An 18312-nucleotide genomic window follows, 5' to 3' on the forward strand; every position below is an offset into this window, starting at 1 on the left:
CTTTTAATTCAATAAGATAATCGGTCTTTCTCTGCTGCTAACGGCAAAATCGGGCTGCAAAACGCCCCAGGAAATTAATCCTGTAAAAAAGGCGGCGTTTAAAAAGGCCTGAGAACCTCAGGCCAAATTTAATCCAGGAAAATCAGAACGTGGTGGGGGTATGGGCACTGATGATGCGGCAGATGCCTGCCGAGGTGTTGCTGAAGCTGTGCGGTATGCCGGTGTTAATGGCATAACTTTGCCCTGCAACGAGGTGATAGTCCTGGCCGTTGATGGTCAGTATGACTTCACCTTCCAGTATCGTGCCGATTTCCTCCCCCTGGTGTTTAATCCTCTCCCCGGTGGTTGTACCGGGTTGGTAAGTCTCGAAGATCATCGCCAGTGTTCGGTTCGGATTTCCGTTATGAACCAACTTCATTGAAACCCCCTGACTGCCGATCTCAATCAGGTCGTCCTGATTGATAACCACCTGCGGCTCATCAGGTTTTTCCGGTTCCGCGAAGAACTCGGAGAGCGACAGCCCATAAACTTTCAGCAGCTTTTGCAGCGTACTGATGGCAGGACTGACTTTGTCCTGTTCTATGGTGCTGATGGCGCTATGCGTTAATCCAGACAGTTCGGCGGCACGACGTTGAGAGAGACCCAACTGCTGGCGGATCGCTGACAAACGTTTACCCGGCGCCAGGCCGTCATCGCTCATATTGGCATTTCCTTAACTGTAGGGGTCAGAGTCGCTGTTTTTCAGCGAGGTGGTTCTGACAAGCGGTGATAAAACCTTCAAGCAACAAACGCGACAGGGCGTATTCGCTACTGTTCCATTCTGGGTGCCACTGCACGCCAAGCGCGAACGGGTGATCGTGCACGCTGGCGGCTTCCACCAGGCCATCCTGCGAGCGGGCTTCCACGCGCAGCAACGGGCCGAGCGATTTAGCGCCTTGTCCGTGTAATGAGTTCACCCAAAACGTGTTGCAACCCGGTATTAATGTTGAAAGCAATCCTCCCTGTTGAACCTGGACTTCATGTGATGGTGCGTACTGCTGCTCCACCGGGAGTTCCGGATCTTCACGATGTTCCAGGAACTGAGGCTGATCGCACAGGCGACGATACAGAGTCCCGCCGGTGGCGACAACAAGTTCCTGCAAACCCCGGCAGATGGCGAAAATGGGGATGCGCCTTTCAAGCCCGGCGGTAATCAGCGCCATGCTCAATTCATCACGCCCGGGATCGGCGTCAGGCTCATCGCCGTTTTCACCATAGAGGTGCGGCTGCACATTGCTGGGGCTGCCTGGCAGGAAGATCCCATCCAGTCTTGGCAACAGCGCATTCAGCAGTTCCGGCTCTGCCAGCGCATGTGGCAAGGCAATCGGCAAACCGCCGGCATGTAAAACGGCATTCAGGTACTTTTCTTGCAATGTTTGGGTCTGATGACCCTTAAGCCTGTTCCTGCACATCACGACACCGATAACTGGCTTGTCAAATATATTGCCCATGATCAACCTCACATTCTGGACTAAATTATTGCCAAACTCTTCCATATGGCTCATTTCCGTTCAATATTTTCTCAATCTAGCAGTGCGATAACCTCTTTGCAAACTCAATTTAACATTTGACAAACATTTTGGTTAGCGCCATTGTCGATAAGTGGACATTATATTTAACGGTCAAAAAAGCGACCGGCATCCAAAGCAACGGCGGTGAATCATGGAAACCAATATCGTAGAAGTTGAGAATTTTGTTCAGCATTCCGAAGAGAGACGAAGTAGCGCGTTTGCACGCGAAGTTAAAACCTTTCTCGAACGTTATCCCAATACCCAATATGTTGATGTCCTGCTGACCGACCTGAACGGTTGCTTCCGTGGCAAACGTATTCCGGTGTCCAGCCTGCGTAAGATTGAAAAAGGCTGCTACTTCCCGGCGTCGGTGTTTGCGATGGACATTCTCGGTAACGTTGTCGAAGAGGCGGGGCTCGGGCAGGAGTTGGGCGAACCGGACCGCAGCTGTGTTCCGGTGCTGGGCACCTTAACCCCGTCGGCAGCTGACCCGGAGTTTATCGGGCAGATGATGCTGACTATGCTGGATGAAGATGGCGCTCCCTTTGACGTTGAGCCACGGAACGTGCTGAACCGACTCTGGCAGCAACTGCGCCAGCGCGGCCTGTTCCCTGTGGTAGCGGTAGAGCTGGAGTTCTATTTACTTGACCGTCAGCGCGATAATGAAGGTTACCTGCAGCCACCGTGCGCGCCGGGCACCGATGACCGTAACACCCAGAGCCAGGTTTACTCCGTTGATAACCTCAACCACTTCGCAGATGTCCTGACTGACATTGACGATCTGGCACGTCTGCAGTTGATTCCGGCCGATGGCGCGGTGGCGGAAGCGTCGCCGGGTCAGTTCGAAATTAACCTCCACCATACCGATAACGTGCTCGATGCCTGCGACGATGCGCTGGCGTTAAAACGTCTGGTGCGCACCGTGGCGGAGAAACACAAAATGCACGCCACCTTTATGGCCAAGCCGTATGAGGAACATGCGGGCAGCGGGATGCACATTCATATCAGTATGCTGAATAGCAAAGGCGAGAACGTGCTGGCCGATGCCGATGGCGAAGATTCGAGCATCCTCAAGCGTTCACTGGCAGGAATGATAGATCTGATGCCAGCATCTATGGCACTGTTAGCGCCGAACGTTAACTCCTACCGTCGTTTCCAGCCAGGTATGTATGTGCCGACCCAAGCATCATGGGGGCACAACAACCGTACCGTTGCGCTGCGCATCCCGTGTGGCGATCGTGACAATCACCGTGTTGAGTACCGCGTTGCGGGTGCCGATGCCAACCCCTATCTGGTGATGGCGTCGATCCTCGCGGGCATTTTGCATGGCCTGGATAACGACCTGCCGTTACAGGAAGAAGTGGAAGGCAACGGTCTGGAACAGGAGGGATTGCCGTTCCCTATCCGCCAGAGCGATGCGCTGTGGGAGTTCGCGCAAAACGACAGTCTGCGTGAATTGATGGGAGAACGTTTCAGCCATGTATTCCACGCCTGTAAGAATGACGAGTTGATTCAGTTTGAGCGTCTGATCACAGAAACTGAAATTGAGTGGATGCTGAAAAACGCCTGACCGGTCTGTTTTTTGTCGGCCCGGTAAGCGTAAGCACCACCGGGCAACCGGGCAAAAAAGAAAGAATAAGCAGCATCATACGGTCTGAGCGGAGTCAGGCCGGACGTTTTGCAGGGCAACCTGCCATTTCCCGGAGTCGCGTAATGGAGCGCTGGCGGCAACGGGTCTTCAGTTAAACGACAGATTGTATGACGAGGAAATGAGATGATGCAGATGTTCAAATACCCGCACGGCGAAGGTGAATGCCGTTGCCGCAGTGACTACGACGGACCGGCGAACAGTCATAACCCGACGTTAACTCCTTTGACTCCACGACGCACCCCCAGGCTACGCAGGTTTGCACTAACGACGACATCATCGCAAACCTGGACGCGCATGGGGGGGCTTCGTCATGGCGACTAATTCCTCTCTCGAACTCCAGTCGCAGACGGGTAAACCGCAGCTGCGCAAATCGTTAAAACTCTGGCAGGTCGTGATGATGGGCCTGGCCTATCTCACGCCAATGACGGTGTTTGACACCTTCGGGATTGTGTCCGGGATCAGTAGCGGCCACGTTCCTGCATCCTATCTGTTGGCGCTGGCAGGCGTGTTGTTCACCGCCATCAGCTACGGCAAACTGGTGCGCCAGTTCCCTCAGGCGGGGTCCGCCTACACCTATGCGCAAAAAGCGATCAACCCGCACGTCGGGTTTATGGTCGGCTGGTCATCGTTGCTGGATTATCTGTTCTTGCCGATGATTAACGTCCTGCTGGCGAAAATCTATCTGTCCGCGCTGTTCCCTGGCGTCGCGCCATGGATTTGGGTCGTCGGCTTTGTGGCGATCCTTACCGCCGCCAACCTTAAAAGCGTGAATCTGGTCGCCAACTTCAACACCTTGTTCGTACTGGTGCAGATTTGCATCATAGTGGTGTTCATTATCCTGGTGGTAGAAGGCTTACATAAAGGCGAGGGCGTCGGCACAGTCTGGTCACTCCAGCCGTTTATCAGCCAAAACGCGCATCTGGTGCCGATCATCACCGGGGCGACGATAGTCTGCTTCTCGTTCCTCGGCTTTGACGCCGTGACCACCCTGTCGGAAGAAACCCCGGATGCGGCGAAGACCATCCCGAAAGCGATTTTCCTGACGGCGGTGTACGGCGGGGTCATCTTTATCCTGGCGTCGTTCTTTATGCAGCTGTTCTTCCCGGATACCAGCCGCTTTAAGAACCCGGACGCGGCGCTGCCGGAAATCGCGCTGTACGTCGGGGGCAAACTGTTCCAGTCGATTTTCCTCTGCACCACCTTTGTGAACACCCTGGCGTCTGGCCTGGCGTCACATGCCAGCGTCTCACGTCTGCTGTATGTGATGGGCCGTGACAACGTGTTCCCGGAGAAATATTTCGGCTACGTGCATCCGAAATGGCGCACCCCGGCGCTGAACGTGCTGATGGTGGGCGTTGTTGCGCTGTCGGCGCTGTTCTTTGACCTGGTGACCGCCACGGCATTGATTAACTTTGGCGCGCTGGTGGCGTTTACCTTCGTCAATCTGTCGGTGTTCAACCACTTCTGGCGTCGCGAAGGGCGGAATAAAACCTGGAAGGATAAAATCCATTATCTGATCCTGCCGCTGATTGGCGCGGCGACCGTCGCGGTACTGTGGGTCAATCTGGAAGCCACTTCGTTGACACTGGGTCTGGTGTGGGCTGCGGTCGGAGTGTTGTATCTGGCCTGGCTGACAGGGCGCTTTCGCAAGCCGCCGCCGCAGTTCGATGCCGCGAAAGCGGAACGGGCCTGGGAGTGATTTTTACTCAGCCTGGAGAAGAAATCGGCAAACGATTTAAAATGTGAAAAACAGCCTTTGACAAGGCGAGGGCGCATCGCTAATATGCGCCCCGTTCACACGATTCCTCTGTAGTTCAGTCGGTAGAACGGCGGACTGTTAATCCGTATGTCACTGGTTCGAGTCCAGTCAGAGGAGCCATATTTAAAAAGCCCGCTTAAGGAAACTTAAGCGGGCTTTTTGCTTTTTAGTTCAGCGGTACGGAAGAGCTGAAAGGTGCATAGAAGAGGATATCAGCTACTACAACAACGAGTGCATCAGCCTGAAGCTAATAGGGCCTGAGTCCGGTGGAATACCGAACCCTGGCGTTTGCTGCGTTGCTTAGTAGGCCCGGCAAGCGTGCGCCGCCGGGCGTGTCGAGGGGTTTTAACTCACCTGGACCCGAACCGGGGCGGTGGCGGCAAACAGCCACGGGCGGGCATCGCTGTCGACCAACGGCGAAAGCGTGTCGCGCACCTGCTGGTGGTAGTCGTCGAGCCACTGTTTGTCGCGGTCGGTGAGCATGTTGAGCTCAACCTGGCTCAAATCAATCGGGATCATGGTCAGTGAGGCAAAGCGGCAGAAGCCCGGCATCGCGTCAATAATCTCCACCTGATTTTCAATCCGGAACCCATACTCGCCTTCCAGATAATAGCCCGGCTCGATGGTCATGATGTTGCCCGCCGCCAGCGGCCACAGGTTGACCTTTTTCGCAATGCGATGCGGCGCTTCGTGAATAAGCAACTGATGCCCGACGCCATGCCCGGTGCCGTGATCGAAATCAATCCCCAACTCCCACAAATGACGGCGGGCGAACGCATCCAGTTGATGCCCAAAGCTGCCGGAAGGGAACTGCAGGGTGATCAGCGATAAAAAGCCTTTCAGCACCGCGGTGTAGTGCAATTTACGCTGCGGATCTAACGAACCAAACGCCAGGGTGCGCGTGGCATCGGTGGTGCCGGTGTGATACTGCCCACCAGAATCATTGAGGTAGAAACTGTCGGCGGTGATGGCGGCGTTGGTCGCCTCGCTGGAATGATAGTGGCACATCGCCGCATTGGCTGACGCGGCGGAAATAGTGCCAAAACTCTGCTCGATAAAGGTGTCCTGCTGCTCGCGGAAGGCGAGCTGTTTGGCCTGCGCTTCCAGCTCCGTGAGCGGATTTCCAGCCGCCAGACGGGCCGGAACTTCATGCGACAGCCAGGCCAGGAAATTCACCCACGCCGCGCCGTCTTTTTTGTGACAGTCGCGATAGCCTTCCAGCTCAACCTTATTCTTGGTCGCTTTAATGAGAGTGATAGGATCGGCGGCCCAGTTCACTTCCCCGCCGTGTTGCTCGACGGCAAAGCGCAGCGCGACCGGGGCGCTATCGGCATCCAGCAGAATACGCTTGCCGGTCGCTATCTCCTGACAGCGGGACACCAGGCTTTCCATCGGCGACAGCGTCAGGCTGCTCAGCAGTTCCTGCGATAAATTCGCCGTTTTTGCCGTATCGACAAACCACTGCGTCTCACCGGTGCGGCTGAGAAGGGCAAACGACAGCGGCACCGGGCTGGTGGCGATATCAGAACCACGCACATTCAGCAGCCAGGCGATGTTATCCGGCTGGGTGATCACCAGATAATCCACGCCACGGGCATCCAGCCCGGCGGCAATGCGGGCGCGTTTATCAGCGCTACTTTCACCAGCAATGGATAATGGCATCTCGCGGATCGCACCTTGCGGGGCGGCAGGTCTGTCGTGCCACACGGCGACGAACGGGTCGTCTTTCAGCGGGATCAGTTCGCAGTCGGTCGCGTTCAGCAATTCGAACTGGCTGTTGACCATCAGCATGGGATCAAAGCCAATCCGGCTGTTGGCGGGGAGGTGATTTTCCAGCGGATCGTTGTGCAGATGATGGATCTCCCATGCCTGCAAATCCACTTCGTTACGCACCTGCACCTGATAACGTCCATCGACGAAAATCAGGGCGTTATCGCGAAGCACAAGGGCGACCCCGGCGGTGCCGGTAAACCCTGTCAGCCAGGCTAATTTGTTGTCATGCGGCGCGGCGTATTCGCTCTGCCAGGCATCGGCCCGCGGCACAATCATGCCATCAAGCCCCTGCGCCAGCAGATGGCTGCGCAGGGCGGAAAGAGGTGATGCGGTTTGCATTGTGTTAATCCTGAAAGTTAACGGAACGGCGGTTCGTTGAAGGTGCGCAGTTTGCGCGAATGCAGCTTATCGCCTTCGGCTCGCAGCAGGTCAATGGCGCGAATACCAATCTGTAAATGCTCCGAAATCGCCCCTTCATAGAACCGGTTTGCCTGTCCCGGCAGCTTGATTTCACCGTGCAGCGGTTTATCGGAGACGCACAGCAGGGTGCCGTACGGCACGCGGAAACGGTAGCCCTGGGCGGCAATGGTGGCGCTTTCCATATCAATGGCAACCGCGCGGCTGAGGTTAAAACGTAGCGCAGACGCGGAATAGCGCAGCTCCCAGTTACGGTCATCGGTCGTGACCACGGTCCCGGTGCGCAGACGGTGTTTGACCTCTTCGCCCGGCATGCCGCTCACCTGCTTGGTGGCGTCGTACAGGGCGCGCTGCACTTCGGCGATGCTTGGGATCGGGATGTCCGGAGGGAGCACCGCATCCAGCACGTGATCGTCACGCAGGTAGGCATGCGCCAGCACGTAATCGCCGATGGTCTGGCTTTCGCGCAGGCCGCCACAGTGACCAATCATCAGCCACACGTCCGGGCGCAGCACCGCCAGATGGTCACAGATATTTTTGGCATTCGCCGGGCCGACGCCGATGTTGATCAGCGTAATACCCTGGCCGTCTTTGGTAATTAAATGCCAGGCAGGCATCTGGTGCTTTTTCCACGCCAGGTCCGACACGGCGGTTTCTGGCGCTTCGGTATCGGCGGTGATCCACACCCCACCTGCGCAGGAGAGGGCGATGTACGGGCTATCGGGATCGAGGATCTGGCTGCAACCCCAGCGCACGAACTCGTCGACATAGCGGGTGTAGTTGGTGAACAGCACGAACGGCTGGAAATGTTCGACCGGCGTGCCGGTGTAGTGGCGCAGGCGGGCGAGAGAGAAGTCCACCCGGCGCGCGTCAAAATGCGACAGCGGATACAGCTCGGTAGGATGGAATAAGCCGTCTGCGGTTTCATCCCCAATCTGTGCCAGATCGGTGGTCGGGAAATGGCGCGTCAGACCTGCGCTCATTGAGCGATCGAGGGTCAGCGTGGAGCCATCAATCACGTAAGGATAGGGAATTTCGTGCTGTGACAGTTCGACGGTAATGTGCGCGCCGTAATCCTGATACAGCGAGGTCAACTGCTCCAGCAGGTAATGGCTGAATAGCGTGGGCTGGGTGATGGTGGTGGTGTAGCAACCGGCATGGGTAAAACGGCCCCAGGCGCGGGTTTTCAGGGCGTTATGTGCTTCACCATCCCAGGAGACCGACAGCGACGGATAGACAAATAATCCTTTGGCACGCTGTTCGGCATCGGGCAAAACGTTGTCGTTGATGTAACGGCCTATCGCTTCACGCAGCGCAGTCACCGATTGATTGTAGAGCGCATCGAGTTGTTTCAGCGCTTGTTCCGGTGTCAGACCGGCACCCTTATTATTCATCATTCGCTCCTTCATTCAGCTCTGCGGTGTTACCCGATAGTATGTCACAGGAATGTGAAAAAAAAGCCAGCGATACGCCATCTGCCGGTGGTATCGGGTCACAGTAGGACCAAAATAAATGAGAAAGATGTCTTTTGATAAATTAATTTTATCGCCACGGAAAAATAGAAATAATAGGGTTGGAATCTGCTAATTAAGCTATTTTGATTTATAGAAAATAATGCTTACCCACCGCCATGCCTGCCTTTCGATGCTGTTTATAATCATTTTTACATTTTGTTTCATTTGTATTTGTTGCTATTTAATGTGATTGCTTTAGATTGGATTTCCATCTGTTTGTGGAGTTTTCGCTTTTTATTTTTAAGTGGTTAAGTATCTTGTGATCTATTGTCGATGTTATTCATCATAGATAACCGAGGCAGGATACTTCCATTGTGAGATGATAGCGCCTGCATTAATTGTTCGGTATCTCTTAACATTAAAAGTTGGGCGGTAGTCTGACTGAATTACGATTTTTATTATTCCACGCAGTGTTTTTTGTACGCTATTTTCCTGACTAAACAACCTATTCCCACAACAACGGGTAAGTCGATGGTGTGACTTGTCCCTCTATAAGATATGACCTTATGCGCCTGGGGTGATGGCGAAGGGCGGTAGCATACTCTTATTTCATTTCCTGTTCATATCGTAAAACCTTTTTCTTGATCGGTTTAATCTTTAGACGATGGGTTGATTTATTGAGGGAGGTGTTTTGTAATAATTGAGAATTTATTTTTTATTCGCTCGAAAATCGTGAGTTAAAACGTCGAGCGCTGAATAATTTCTCTTTCAACGTGATAAATAATCAATGATGAAATCCCAACTAAAATTGATACCAATACTGGTGTCCGCAATCCTGATGAGCGCTTGCACGGTTCTTCCCGGTAGTAATATGTCTACCTCCGGTAAAAATGTCATCAAGCAGCAAGATGCTGACTTTAATATTGACCAGATGGTAAATGTTTACCCGCTGACCCCGCAGCTCATTGAACAGTTACGTCCACGACCAGTGGTCGCTCAACCCAATACGGGACTGGATCAGGTTTTAAGTCACTATCGGTATCGCGTCGGTGCAGGTGATGTGCTCAGTATTACGGTCTGGGATCACCCGGAACTGACGACACCCGCCGGGCAATATCGCAGTTCCAGCGACACCGGTAACTGGGTTCAGCCTGATGGTTCTATCTTCTATCCGTACATCGGTAGCGTGCAGGTGGTGGGCAAAACACTGTCTGAAATTCGCACGGTGATCACCCATCGACTGTCAACCTACATCACCGATCCGCAGGTTGACGTGAATGTGGCGGCGTTTCGCTCGCAAAAAGCTTACATCTCCGGGCAGGTAAATAAGTCCGGCCAGCAGGCTATCACCAATGTACCGCTGACGGTGCTGGATGCTATCAACGCCGCGGGCGGTATGACTGAATTGGCGGACTGGCGCAACGTGGTGCTGACTCACAATGGCGCTAAACAGCGCATTTCCCTGCAGGCGCTGATGCAAAACGGCGATCTGAGCCAGAATCATCTGCTCTATCCGGGCGATATCCTGTTCGTACCGCGTAACGATGATCTGAAAGTCTTCGTGATGGGCGAGGTGAAGAAACAAAGTTTCCTCAAAATGGACCTCAGCGGCATGACGCTGACCGAAGCGCTGGGCCAGGCCGAGGGTATCGACATGACGTCGTCCGACGCCAAAGGTATCTTCGTTATTCGTCCGCTGAAAGACGACAAGAATGGCAAGATTGCCAATATCTACCAGCTCGATATGTCTGATGCCACTTCGCTGGTGATGGCGACCAACTTCACCCTGCAACCGTATGACGTGGTGTACGTCACCACTGCGCCGGTTACCCGCTGGAATCGTCTTATTACTCAACTGCTGCCGACCATCAGTGGCGTTCGCTACATGACAGAGGCAGCAAAAGATATCCATACCTGGTAATCCGTGATGTTCAACAAAATTCTGGTGGTCTGCGTCGGCAATATTTGTCGCTCCCCTACGGCAGAGCGGCTGCTGAAAAATTATCTTCCGTCACACACCGTGGAGTCAGCAGGGCTAGGAGCGTTGGTGGGTAAAGGGGCAGACGACAGCGCCGCAGGCGTGGCTGCCATTCACAACATTTCCCTGGACGGGCACTGCGCCCGTCAACTCTCCGCAAAGATGTGCCGCGAATACGATCTTATTTTGACGATGGAAAAACAGCATATTGCCCGGCTGTACGACATCGCACCGGAAATGCGCGGCAAGGTGATGCTTTTCGGTCACTGGGATAACGAACGTGAGATCCCCGATCCCTATCGCAAGAGTCGCGACGCTTTTGAAGCGGTTTACCACTTACTCGATCAGTCTGCCCGTCAGTGGGCGCAGACACTGGAAGTACAGCAGAGATAACAATGACATATAACGCAAAACAGTCGCCCCCACACGCATTGGGCAGTGATGAAATCGATATTGGCCGCCTGGTCGGTACCGTGGTTGAGGCAAAATGGTGGGTGCTCGGTATAACCGCAGTGTTCGCCCTTGCTGCGGTGGTGTACACCCTTTTTGCGACGCCTATCTACAGCGCCGATGCGCTGGTACAGATTGAACAGGAAAGCGGCAACCGCGCGCTGGTTCAGGATTTAAACCTGGCGCTGAACAGCAAACCGCCTGCATCAGATGCAGAAATACAGCTGATCCAGTCCCGTATGGTGCTGGGCAAAACGGTAAACGACCTGAATCTGAATATCGTAGTCACTAAAAATACCCTGCCGATTATCGGGGCTGGTTGGGAACGTCTGATGGGGCGCGCCAATGAGCAAGTGGCTGTGGCAACCTTCACGCTACCTGCCGCAATGCACGATCAAACCTTTACGCTTGAAGTGTTGGGTCCAGATAGTTATCTGTTTACCAGCGACGATGGGTTCAGCGCCCGTGGTGTCGTTGGGAAACTGCTGAGTAAAGCAGGCGTGAGCTTACTGGTGAGCGTTCTCGATGCCCAGAAAGGCAGTGAATTTACCGTCATCAAGTTTTCCACGACGGGGATGATTAACGCCCTGAAAAATAACCTGACGGTGACGGAAAACGGCAAAGACACCGGGGTGTTGAGTCTGACGTATATCGGGGAAGACAAAGACCAGATCCGCAATATCCTCAACGACATTACGCAAAATTACCTGGCACAAAACGTGGCCCGTAAATCGGAAGAGGCGTCCAGTAGCTTACGTTTCCTCTCCAGACAGCTACCAGAAGTGCGTAGCCACCTTGATGCGGCTGAAAATAAACTCAACGCCTATCGTCAGAAAAAAGACTCGGTGGATATGACGCTGGAAGCCAAGTCGGTGCTGGATTCGCTGGTCAACATTGATGCCCAGCTCAACCAACTGACCTTCAGCGAAGCTGAGGTGTCCAAACTCTACACCAAACGCCACCCGGCCTATCGCACGCTGTTGGAAAAGCGCAAAACGCTGGAAGAAGAGAAGGCCAGACTCAACAAACGTATTACTGCAATGCCGAAAATCCAGCAGGAAATTGTGCGCCTGACCCGCGATGTTGAGTCTGGTCAGCAGGTATACATGCAGTTGCTGAATAAACAGCAGGAGCTGAAAATTCAGGAAGCCAGCACCGTTGGCAACGTGCGTATTGTGGACCAGGCCGTCACCCAACCCGGTGCACTCAAACCGAAAAAAGCACTGATCATTCTTGGCGCTATCATTCTGGGTCTGATTCTTTCCATCCTCGGCGTGTTACTGCGCTCCCTGTTTCATAGAGGGATCGAAAGCCCGCAGGTGCTGGAAGACCACGGCATCAATGTGTATGCCAGTATTCCTCGATCGGAATGGCAGAATAAACATGATCTGGTCAAAACCGTTAAAGGCGTAAGACGCTACAAGCAGGGGCAACTGCTTGCTCTGGGGAATCCAACTGACCTTGCCATCGAAGCGGTGCGCAGCCTTCGAACCAGTCTGCACTTTGCCATGATGCAGGCGGATAACAACGTGTTAATGATAACGGGTGTCAGCCCATCTATCGGTAAAACCTTCGTTGGCGCTAACCTTGCGGTGGTGAGTGGTCAGGCAGATAAACGTGTGCTGCTGATCGACTGCGATATGCGTAAAAGCTATATCCACGAACTGTTCGGAAGCACAAATGACAACGGCCTCTCAGAGGTGCTGGCGGGCAAAGCAGAGATTGCCGATTGTGTCAGGCAGACGTCGATAGCGAATGTCGATCTCGTGCCCAGTGGTCCGATCCCGCCTAATCCATCGGAGCTATTAATGGGTGAACGCTTCGGTGAATTGGTGAAATGGGGAAGCCAGAATTATGACCTGGTGATTATCGATACTCCGCCAATTCTTTCAGTCACCGACGCAGCGATTGTGGGTCGTTATGCGAGCATTACGCTAATGGTGGCCCGTTATGCGGTCAACACCCTCCGGGAAGTGGAGACCAGCCTCAACTGCTTTGAACAGAATGGAATCCACGTCAAAGGCGTGATCCTCAACTACAGCTGCCGTCGGGCTGGGGGATATCAGGATTACGGCTATTACGAATACAAATCTGATAGCAACTAACCCTTTCTGTGGAAGCGAAGAGGGTCACTCCGTCATCTGGGAAGAACATGACAACACAACACGCTTTGATCTCTATTTATATGCCAACCTGGAACCGGCAGCAGCTGGCCATTCGCGCCATCAAATCGGTGCTGCGCCAGGATTATCCTCACTGGGAAATGATTATCGTCGACGACTGTTCCTCCTCCTTTGAACAGTTGCAGCAGTATGTCGACGGGCTGAATGACGCCCGCGTGCGTTATACGCGCAACGACTTCAACTCCGGGGCGTGCGCGGTACGCAATCAGGCGATTTTGCAGGCCAAAGGCCAGTTCATCACCGGCATCGACGATGACGATGAATGGACGCCGAACCGTCTGTCGGTATTCCTCGAGCACAAGCACCAGCTCACATCGCACGCGTTTCTGTATGCCAATGACTACGTCTGCGAAGGTGAAGTTTATTCCCAGCCCGCGAGCCTGCCGCTGTACCCGAAATCACCGTTCTCGCGCAAGCTGTTCTTCAAGCGCAACATCATTGGTAATCAGGTCTTTAGCTGGGCGTGGCGCTTTAGAGAGTGCCTGTTCGATACCGAGCTGAAGGCGGCACAGGATTACGACATTTTCCTGCGGATGGTCACCGAATATGGCGATCCGTGGAAGGTGGAAGAAGCGACGCAAATACTGCACATCAACCACGGTGAAATGCGGATCACCACCTCGCCGAAAAAATTCTCCGGCTATTTCCACTTCTACCGTAAGCACAAAGACAAATTCGACCGCGCGAGCAAAAAGTATCAGCTGTTCACGCTGTACCAGATCCGCAACAAGCGCATGACCTGGCGTACGATGCTGACGCTGTTGTCGGTGCGTAACGGTAAACGGCTGGTCGATGGCCTGCGTGAGTAAAGGTCATTAAATGAATATTCTGCAATTTAACGTCCGTCTCGCAGAAGGCGGGGCGGCAGGCGTGGCGCTGGATTTACACCAGCGCGCGCTGCAACAGGGCATGGCATCGCGTTTTGTCTACGGTTACGGCAAGGGCGGCAAGAAAAGCGTCAGCCATGACGACTACCCGAACGTCATCAAACACACCTCGCGTGTGACCTCAATGGCCAACCTGGCGCTGTTCCGTCTGTTCAATCGTGATGTGTTCGGCAATCTGAACAATCTCTACCGCACCGTGACCCGCACGGCCGGGCCGGTGGTGCTGCATTTTCACGTGCTGCACAGCTACTGGCTGAATCTGGAAGAGGTGGTGGATTTTTGCCACAAGCTGAAAGCGCACAAGGGCGACGTGAATTTCGTCTGGACGCTGCATGACCACTGGAGCGTAACCGGACGTTGTGCGTTTCTCGACGGTTGCGACGCGTGGAAAAGTGGCTGCGGCAAATGCCCGACGCTGACCAACTATCCGCCGGTTAAAATTGACCGCGCGAGCCAGTTAGTCAACGGTAAGCGCCAGCTGTTCCGCGAAATGATTGCCCTGAGCTGCCAGTTTATCTCGCCGAGCCAGCACGTAGCCGACGCCTTTAATCGTCTGTACGGGGAAGGGCACTGCCAGATTATTAACAACGGTATTGATGTGGCGACCGAAGCCATTCTGGCAGAACTGCAGCCGATGAGCGTCACCGGCAGCAAGCCGAAAATCGCGGTGGTGGCGCATGATTTACGCTACGACGGCAAAACCAACCAGCAGCTGGTGCGCGACATCATCGCCCTCGGCGATGCAGTGGAAGTTCACACCTTCGGCAAGTTCTCCCCGTTCGAGGGGAGCAACGTTATCAACCACGGCTTCCTGACCAACAAGCGCCAGCTGATGAGCGAACTCAATCAACTGGATGCGCTGCTGTTCAGCTCGCGGGTCGATAACTATCCGCTGATCCTGTGTGAAGCGCTGTCCATCGGCGTGCCAGTGATCGCCACCCCAAGCGAGGCGGCGCAGGAAGTGCTGGCGAAATCCGGCGGTCGCACCGTCAGCGCCGGGGAAGTGTTGCAGCTGGTACAGCTGCCGAAAGCGCAGATTGCGGAGGCCATTTTCGGCACCACGCTTGACGCGTTCCGCACCCGCAGCCGTCAGGCCTACAGCGGACAACAGATGCTGGAGGAATATGTCTCGTTCTATCAGAATCTGTAGCTATCTGCTGCTGCCGTTAATCTACCTGCTGGTTAACGTCAAAATCGCCCAGCTCGGCGAAAGCTTCCCAATCACCATTGTCACGTTTTTACCCGTGCTATTATTCCTGTTTATCGCGCATATTAATCTAAAGCAGTTTTTTATTGTGCTAGGGATTGGGGTGGGGTTAATTCTATATAACTATGTTTTCGGTCAAGTCTGGAATTCAGGGAAATATTTAACTTCCACACTTCTTTTCGTTTATACGATTCTTACTATTGCCCTGGTTAGTGCCGGAAGGTTCAAAAAAATTTCTGCTCATAATCACAGGAAAGTGCTTCGTGCCTTTTTACTGATGGTTATAATTGCTGTTGCTATTGCTGCGTTAGAAATGATTGAGATTATCTTAACCGGAAAAAGCACCTTAATAGAAAGAATATCCTCAATTCTTATTTACAGTAACAGTTATATTGTTAAGTTCATCCATTTTGGCGGCATGCGCACTACCTCACTGTACTATGAACCAGCGTTCTTCTCATTAGCGCTTCTCTCAATGTGGCTATGCATTAAACAATTTGCGGTCAGAACAAGAGTCGCAGACCTTCTGGTCTTAGGCGGAGTGAGCCTCTCAGGATCGTTTTCGGGCGTAATGGTGGTTATCGTATTTTTATTCGTTGACTGGATGTTAAAATATTGCACTAAAAAAAACGTCAGAAAGAAATTACCGTTGGCAATGATATCTCTGGTGATTTTTATTGTCGGAGTGGCGTTTGCTTTCCCATACCTATCGGAGCGTTTTGAAGATCTCGGTGTAGTGGGATCATCTTCATACTATCGAATTATCGGCCCGTTGATCATGGTACAACATGCGCTGACCGAGATTAATGGCATTGTACGTTTCGGGTCGCTATATGATTACGTGAGATCTTTCGGGATCCTGAATGGGGATAGTGTCGGTAAAACAGTTGATAATGGAATATATCTGTTAGTGATTTATTTTTCATGGTTCGGCATCGTTATAGCTGGCTGTTTTTTACTTAAATTGTGTGGGATATTTTTCTCTCAGTTTGGTAAGAATTATGGCTATTACACTCAGCTATATCTGTTTGTTCCATTGTCGCTGCTTTTTACTGGCTCAATTTTTAGTCCTGAATATATATTCCTGGTTGTTTGTCCTTTTATTTTACGCAAGGCAATTAATCATAGTGAATTTCAAGAGGCATTATAATGTTGTTAAGTGTAATAACGGTATCCTGGGAAAATAATCCAGGCTTGCAAAAAACATGGCAGTCGCTGTCTTATCTGGAAAAAATACAGGACCTGGCTTTTGAGTGGATTGTGGTGGATGGAGGTTCACAGGATGGTACCGTAGAATTTCTCGAGAGTTGTGAGGGGAAGTACAACTTACGCTATATCAGTGAAAGAGATGCCGGAGTGTACGATGCCATGAATAAAGGCGTCGAGATGGCATCAGGTCAGTATGTTTTATTCCTTAACTCAGGGGATTGTTTTCATTCTGAAATTGCAACGTTTATTCAGCAACTGGCTGTGCAGTCGACGCAGGAAAAAGAGATATACATTGGTGATGCAGTTCTGGATTTCGGTAATGGCGTAAAAAAAATGCGTTCAGCAAAGCCTGGTTGGTATATCTACCATAGTTTACCGGCGAGTCACCAATCAATATTTTATCCTCGGGCGGGGTTAGTCAATTATCCCTATGAGTTGCAATATAAGATCTCGGCAGATTATGCACTAACGGCCAGAATGTTTAAGTGTGGATATAATTTCAAACACTTGAACGGTGTGGTGTCTGAGTTTGCAATGGGAGGGATGTCGACCGTTAATAATAAGCAGCTATGTATTGATGTGAAAAATGCACAGTTAAATATCATGAAGCTGCCGAAGGTGATGGTATTCCTGTCTTATTGGTTGCGTGTGATAAATACCTCTCGTGCTAAGAAGTTATACAATCATTCACAGAGTGCTGTTACTTAATATACATTGTCGATGTCAGTTATTATCGCTCCGCGCGGCGAGTGATTAATCCAATTTTATAAATTGCATTACAGATGAATACTCTTTGCCGGAGGGCGAAGGCACATCTGAACTACAAATAAAAGCCAGGCTTAACAGAGGGAAATTCCATTATGACTAAAGTCGCACTCATCACCGGCGTTACCGGGCAGGATGGTTCTTATCTGGCAGAATTACTGCTGGAAAAAGGGTATGAAGTTCACGGTATTAAACGTCGTGCGTCTTCTTTCAACACCGAGCGTGTGGACCACATCTATCAGGATCCTCATGCTGCAAACCCGAAATTCCACCTGCACTACGGTGACCTGACCGACTCCTCCAACCTGACCCGTATTCTGCAGGAAGTGCAGCCGGATGAGGTGTACAACCTGGGCGCGATGAGCCACGTAGCCGTCTCCTTCGAATCCCCGGAATACACCGCCGACGTGGATGCGATGGGCACCCTGCGTCTGCTGGAAGCGATCCGTTTCCTCGGCCTCGAAAAGAAAACCCGTTTCTATCAGGCGTCTACCTCTGAGCTGTATGGCCTGGTGCAGGAAATCCCGCAGAAAGAAACCACCCCGTTCTACCCACGTTCTCCGTACGCGGTAGCCAAGCTGTACGCCTACTGGATAACCGTCAACTACCGTGAATCCTACGGCATGTTTGCCTGTAACGGCATTCTGTTTAACCACGAATCCCCGCGTCGCGGCGAAACCTTCGTGACCCGTAAAATCACCCGGGCGATCGCTAACATCGCTCAGGGTCTGGAGAAGTGCCTGTATCTGGGCAACATGGACTCCCTGCGTGACTGGGGCCATGCGAAAGACTACGTGAAAATGCAGTGGATGATGCTGCAGCAGGACAAACCAGAAGACTTCGTGATTGCGACCGGCGTGCAGTATTCCGTGCGTCAGTTCGTCGAAATGGCGGCTGCACAGCTGGGTATCAAACTGCGCTTTGAAGGCACCGGCGTGGAAGAGAAGGGGATCGTGGTGTCCGTGACCGGCCACGATGCGCCAGGCGTGAAGCCAGGTGATGTGATGATTGCCGTTGACCCGCGCTACT

At 52.6% G+C, this 18312-nt stretch carries 14 protein-coding genes and 1 tRNA gene; 11 read left to right on the forward strand and 4 right to left on the reverse strand.

What is annotated here, in order from left to right:
* Nucleotides 1–142 precede the first annotated feature (142 nt).
* Nucleotides 143–700, reverse strand: coding sequence for an HTH-type transcriptional regulator PuuR (puuR, locus tag ACG0Z5_RS17855; RefSeq protein WP_319627735.1), 558 nt, complete (start codon nt 698–700; stop codon nt 143–145).
* Between the two features lie 25 nt (nt 701–725).
* The gene (gene puuD, locus ACG0Z5_RS17860; RefSeq protein WP_319627935.1) at nt 726–1490 is read right to left on the reverse strand and encodes a gamma-glutamyl-gamma-aminobutyrate hydrolase; all 765 of its coding nucleotides are present in this window, start codon (nt 1488–1490) and stop codon (nt 726–728) included.
* A gap of 211 nt (nt 1491–1701) precedes the next feature.
* Between puuD and ACG0Z5_RS17865 the strand changes: the two genes are divergently transcribed.
* The 3 genes from ACG0Z5_RS17865 (at nt 1702) to ACG0Z5_RS17875 (ending at nt 5080) form a co-directional block, all read left to right on the forward strand.
* Nucleotides 1702–3120: a glutamine synthetase family protein gene (locus ACG0Z5_RS17865; protein ID WP_394449840.1), complete on the forward strand. Its 1419-nt coding sequence runs from the start codon at nt 1702–1704 to the stop codon at nt 3118–3120.
* 391 nt (nt 3121–3511) lie between these two features.
* On the forward strand, nt 3512–4900 hold the full coding sequence (locus ACG0Z5_RS17870) for an APC family permease (RefSeq protein WP_394449842.1): 1389 nt from the start codon (nt 3512–3514) through the stop codon (nt 4898–4900).
* Nucleotides 4901–5004: 104 nt separating this feature from the next.
* Nucleotides 5005–5080: transfer RNA gene (locus tag ACG0Z5_RS17875), tRNA-Asn, on the forward strand.
* A gap of 225 nt (nt 5081–5305) precedes the next feature.
* Here ACG0Z5_RS17875 and ACG0Z5_RS17880 read toward each other — a convergent pair.
* Nucleotides 5306–7072: an aminopeptidase P family protein gene (locus ACG0Z5_RS17880; RefSeq protein WP_394449844.1), complete on the reverse strand. Its 1767-nt coding sequence runs from the start codon at nt 7070–7072 to the stop codon at nt 5306–5308.
* A gap of 17 nt (nt 7073–7089) precedes the next feature.
* Nucleotides 7090–8544 (reverse strand): AMP nucleosidase, encoded by a 1455-nt coding sequence (locus tag ACG0Z5_RS17885; RefSeq protein ID WP_319785976.1) that lies wholly within the window; start codon nt 8542–8544, stop codon nt 7090–7092.
* Between the two features lie 847 nt (nt 8545–9391).
* On the opposite strand from ACG0Z5_RS17885, the gene ACG0Z5_RS17890 reads away from it, so the two are divergent.
* The 8 genes from ACG0Z5_RS17890 to gmd all read left to right on the forward strand — a co-directional run.
* Nucleotides 9392–10525: a polysaccharide export protein gene (locus ACG0Z5_RS17890; RefSeq protein WP_394449847.1), complete on the forward strand. Its 1134-nt coding sequence runs from the start codon at nt 9392–9394 to the stop codon at nt 10523–10525.
* A 6-nt stretch (nt 10526–10531) separates the two neighbouring features.
* Nucleotides 10532–10975: a low molecular weight protein-tyrosine-phosphatase Wzb gene (gene wzb, locus ACG0Z5_RS17895; protein WP_394449849.1), complete on the forward strand. Its 444-nt coding sequence runs from the start codon at nt 10532–10534 to the stop codon at nt 10973–10975.
* A 2-nt stretch (nt 10976–10977) separates the two neighbouring features.
* On the forward strand, nt 10978–13137 hold the full coding sequence (wzc, locus tag ACG0Z5_RS17900) for a tyrosine-protein kinase Wzc (RefSeq protein ID WP_394449851.1): 2160 nt from the start codon (nt 10978–10980) through the stop codon (nt 13135–13137).
* A 47-nt stretch (nt 13138–13184) separates the two neighbouring features.
* Entirely contained in the window at nt 13185–14024 is an 840-nt protein-coding gene (gene wcaA, locus ACG0Z5_RS17905) for a colanic acid biosynthesis glycosyltransferase WcaA (protein WP_394449853.1), read from the forward strand.
* Nucleotides 14025–14034: 10 nt separating this feature from the next.
* Complete coding sequence (gene wcaC / locus ACG0Z5_RS17910; protein WP_394449855.1) at nt 14035–15252, forward strand: colanic acid biosynthesis glycosyltransferase WcaC; 1218 nt, start codon at nt 14035–14037, stop codon at nt 15250–15252.
* Nucleotides 15227–16459 carry a putative colanic acid polymerase WcaD gene (gene wcaD / locus ACG0Z5_RS17915; RefSeq protein WP_394449857.1) on the forward strand — a complete coding sequence of 411 codons (1233 nt, stop codon included), beginning with the start codon at nt 15227–15229 and terminating at the stop codon, nt 16457–16459. The genes wcaC and wcaD overlap by 26 nt, the downstream gene beginning before the upstream one ends.
* Entirely contained in the window at nt 16459–17226 is a 768-nt protein-coding gene (gene wcaE, locus ACG0Z5_RS17920; protein ID WP_394449859.1) for a colanic acid biosynthesis glycosyltransferase WcaE, read from the forward strand. Before wcaD ends, wcaE begins: the two co-directional genes overlap by 1 nt.
* 152 nt (nt 17227–17378) lie before the next feature.
* Nucleotides 17379–18312: GDP-mannose 4,6-dehydratase (gene gmd, locus ACG0Z5_RS17925; RefSeq protein WP_394449861.1), on the forward strand; the 934-nt coding region annotated here is incomplete at its 3' end.

Origin of the sequence: Scandinavium sp. M-37 (assembly GCF_043558715.1) — a bacterium.
GTDB classification, from domain to species: Bacteria; Pseudomonadota; Gammaproteobacteria; order Enterobacterales; family Enterobacteriaceae; genus Scandinavium; species Scandinavium vulneris_A.

Coding starts and splice junctions, on each gene's coding strand:
- wzb (WP_394449849.1), top strand. CDS start 10,532: ATGTTCAACAAAATTCTGGTGGTCTGCGTCGGCAATATTTGTCGCTCC.
- ACG0Z5_RS17885 (WP_319785976.1), bottom strand. CDS start 8,544: ATGAATAATAAGGGTGCCGGTCTGACACCGGAACAAGCGCTGAAACAA.
- ACG0Z5_RS17870 (WP_394449842.1), top strand. CDS start 3,512: ATGGCGACTAATTCCTCTCTCGAACTCCAGTCGCAGACGGGTAAACCG.
- puuD (WP_319627935.1), bottom strand. CDS start 1,490: ATGGGCAATATATTTGACAAGCCAGTTATCGGTGTCGTGATGTGCAGG.
- wcaC (WP_394449855.1), top strand. CDS start 14,035: ATGAATATTCTGCAATTTAACGTCCGTCTCGCAGAAGGCGGGGCGGCA.
- ACG0Z5_RS17865 (WP_394449840.1), top strand. CDS start 1,702: ATGGAAACCAATATCGTAGAAGTTGAGAATTTTGTTCAGCATTCCGAA.
- puuR (WP_319627735.1), bottom strand. CDS start 700: ATGAGCGATGACGGCCTGGCGCCGGGTAAACGTTTGTCAGCGATCCGC.
- wzc (WP_394449851.1), top strand. CDS start 10,978: ATGACATATAACGCAAAACAGTCGCCCCCACACGCATTGGGCAGTGAT.
- wcaE (WP_394449859.1), top strand. CDS start 16,459: ATGTTGTTAAGTGTAATAACGGTATCCTGGGAAAATAATCCAGGCTTG.
- ACG0Z5_RS17890 (WP_394449847.1), top strand. CDS start 9,392: ATGATGAAATCCCAACTAAAATTGATACCAATACTGGTGTCCGCAATC.
- wcaD (WP_394449857.1), top strand. CDS start 15,227: ATGTCTCGTTCTATCAGAATCTGTAGCTATCTGCTGCTGCCGTTAATC.
- wcaA (WP_394449853.1), top strand. CDS start 13,185: ATGACAACACAACACGCTTTGATCTCTATTTATATGCCAACCTGGAAC.
- ACG0Z5_RS17880 (WP_394449844.1), bottom strand. CDS start 7,072: ATGCAAACCGCATCACCTCTTTCCGCCCTGCGCAGCCATCTGCTGGCG.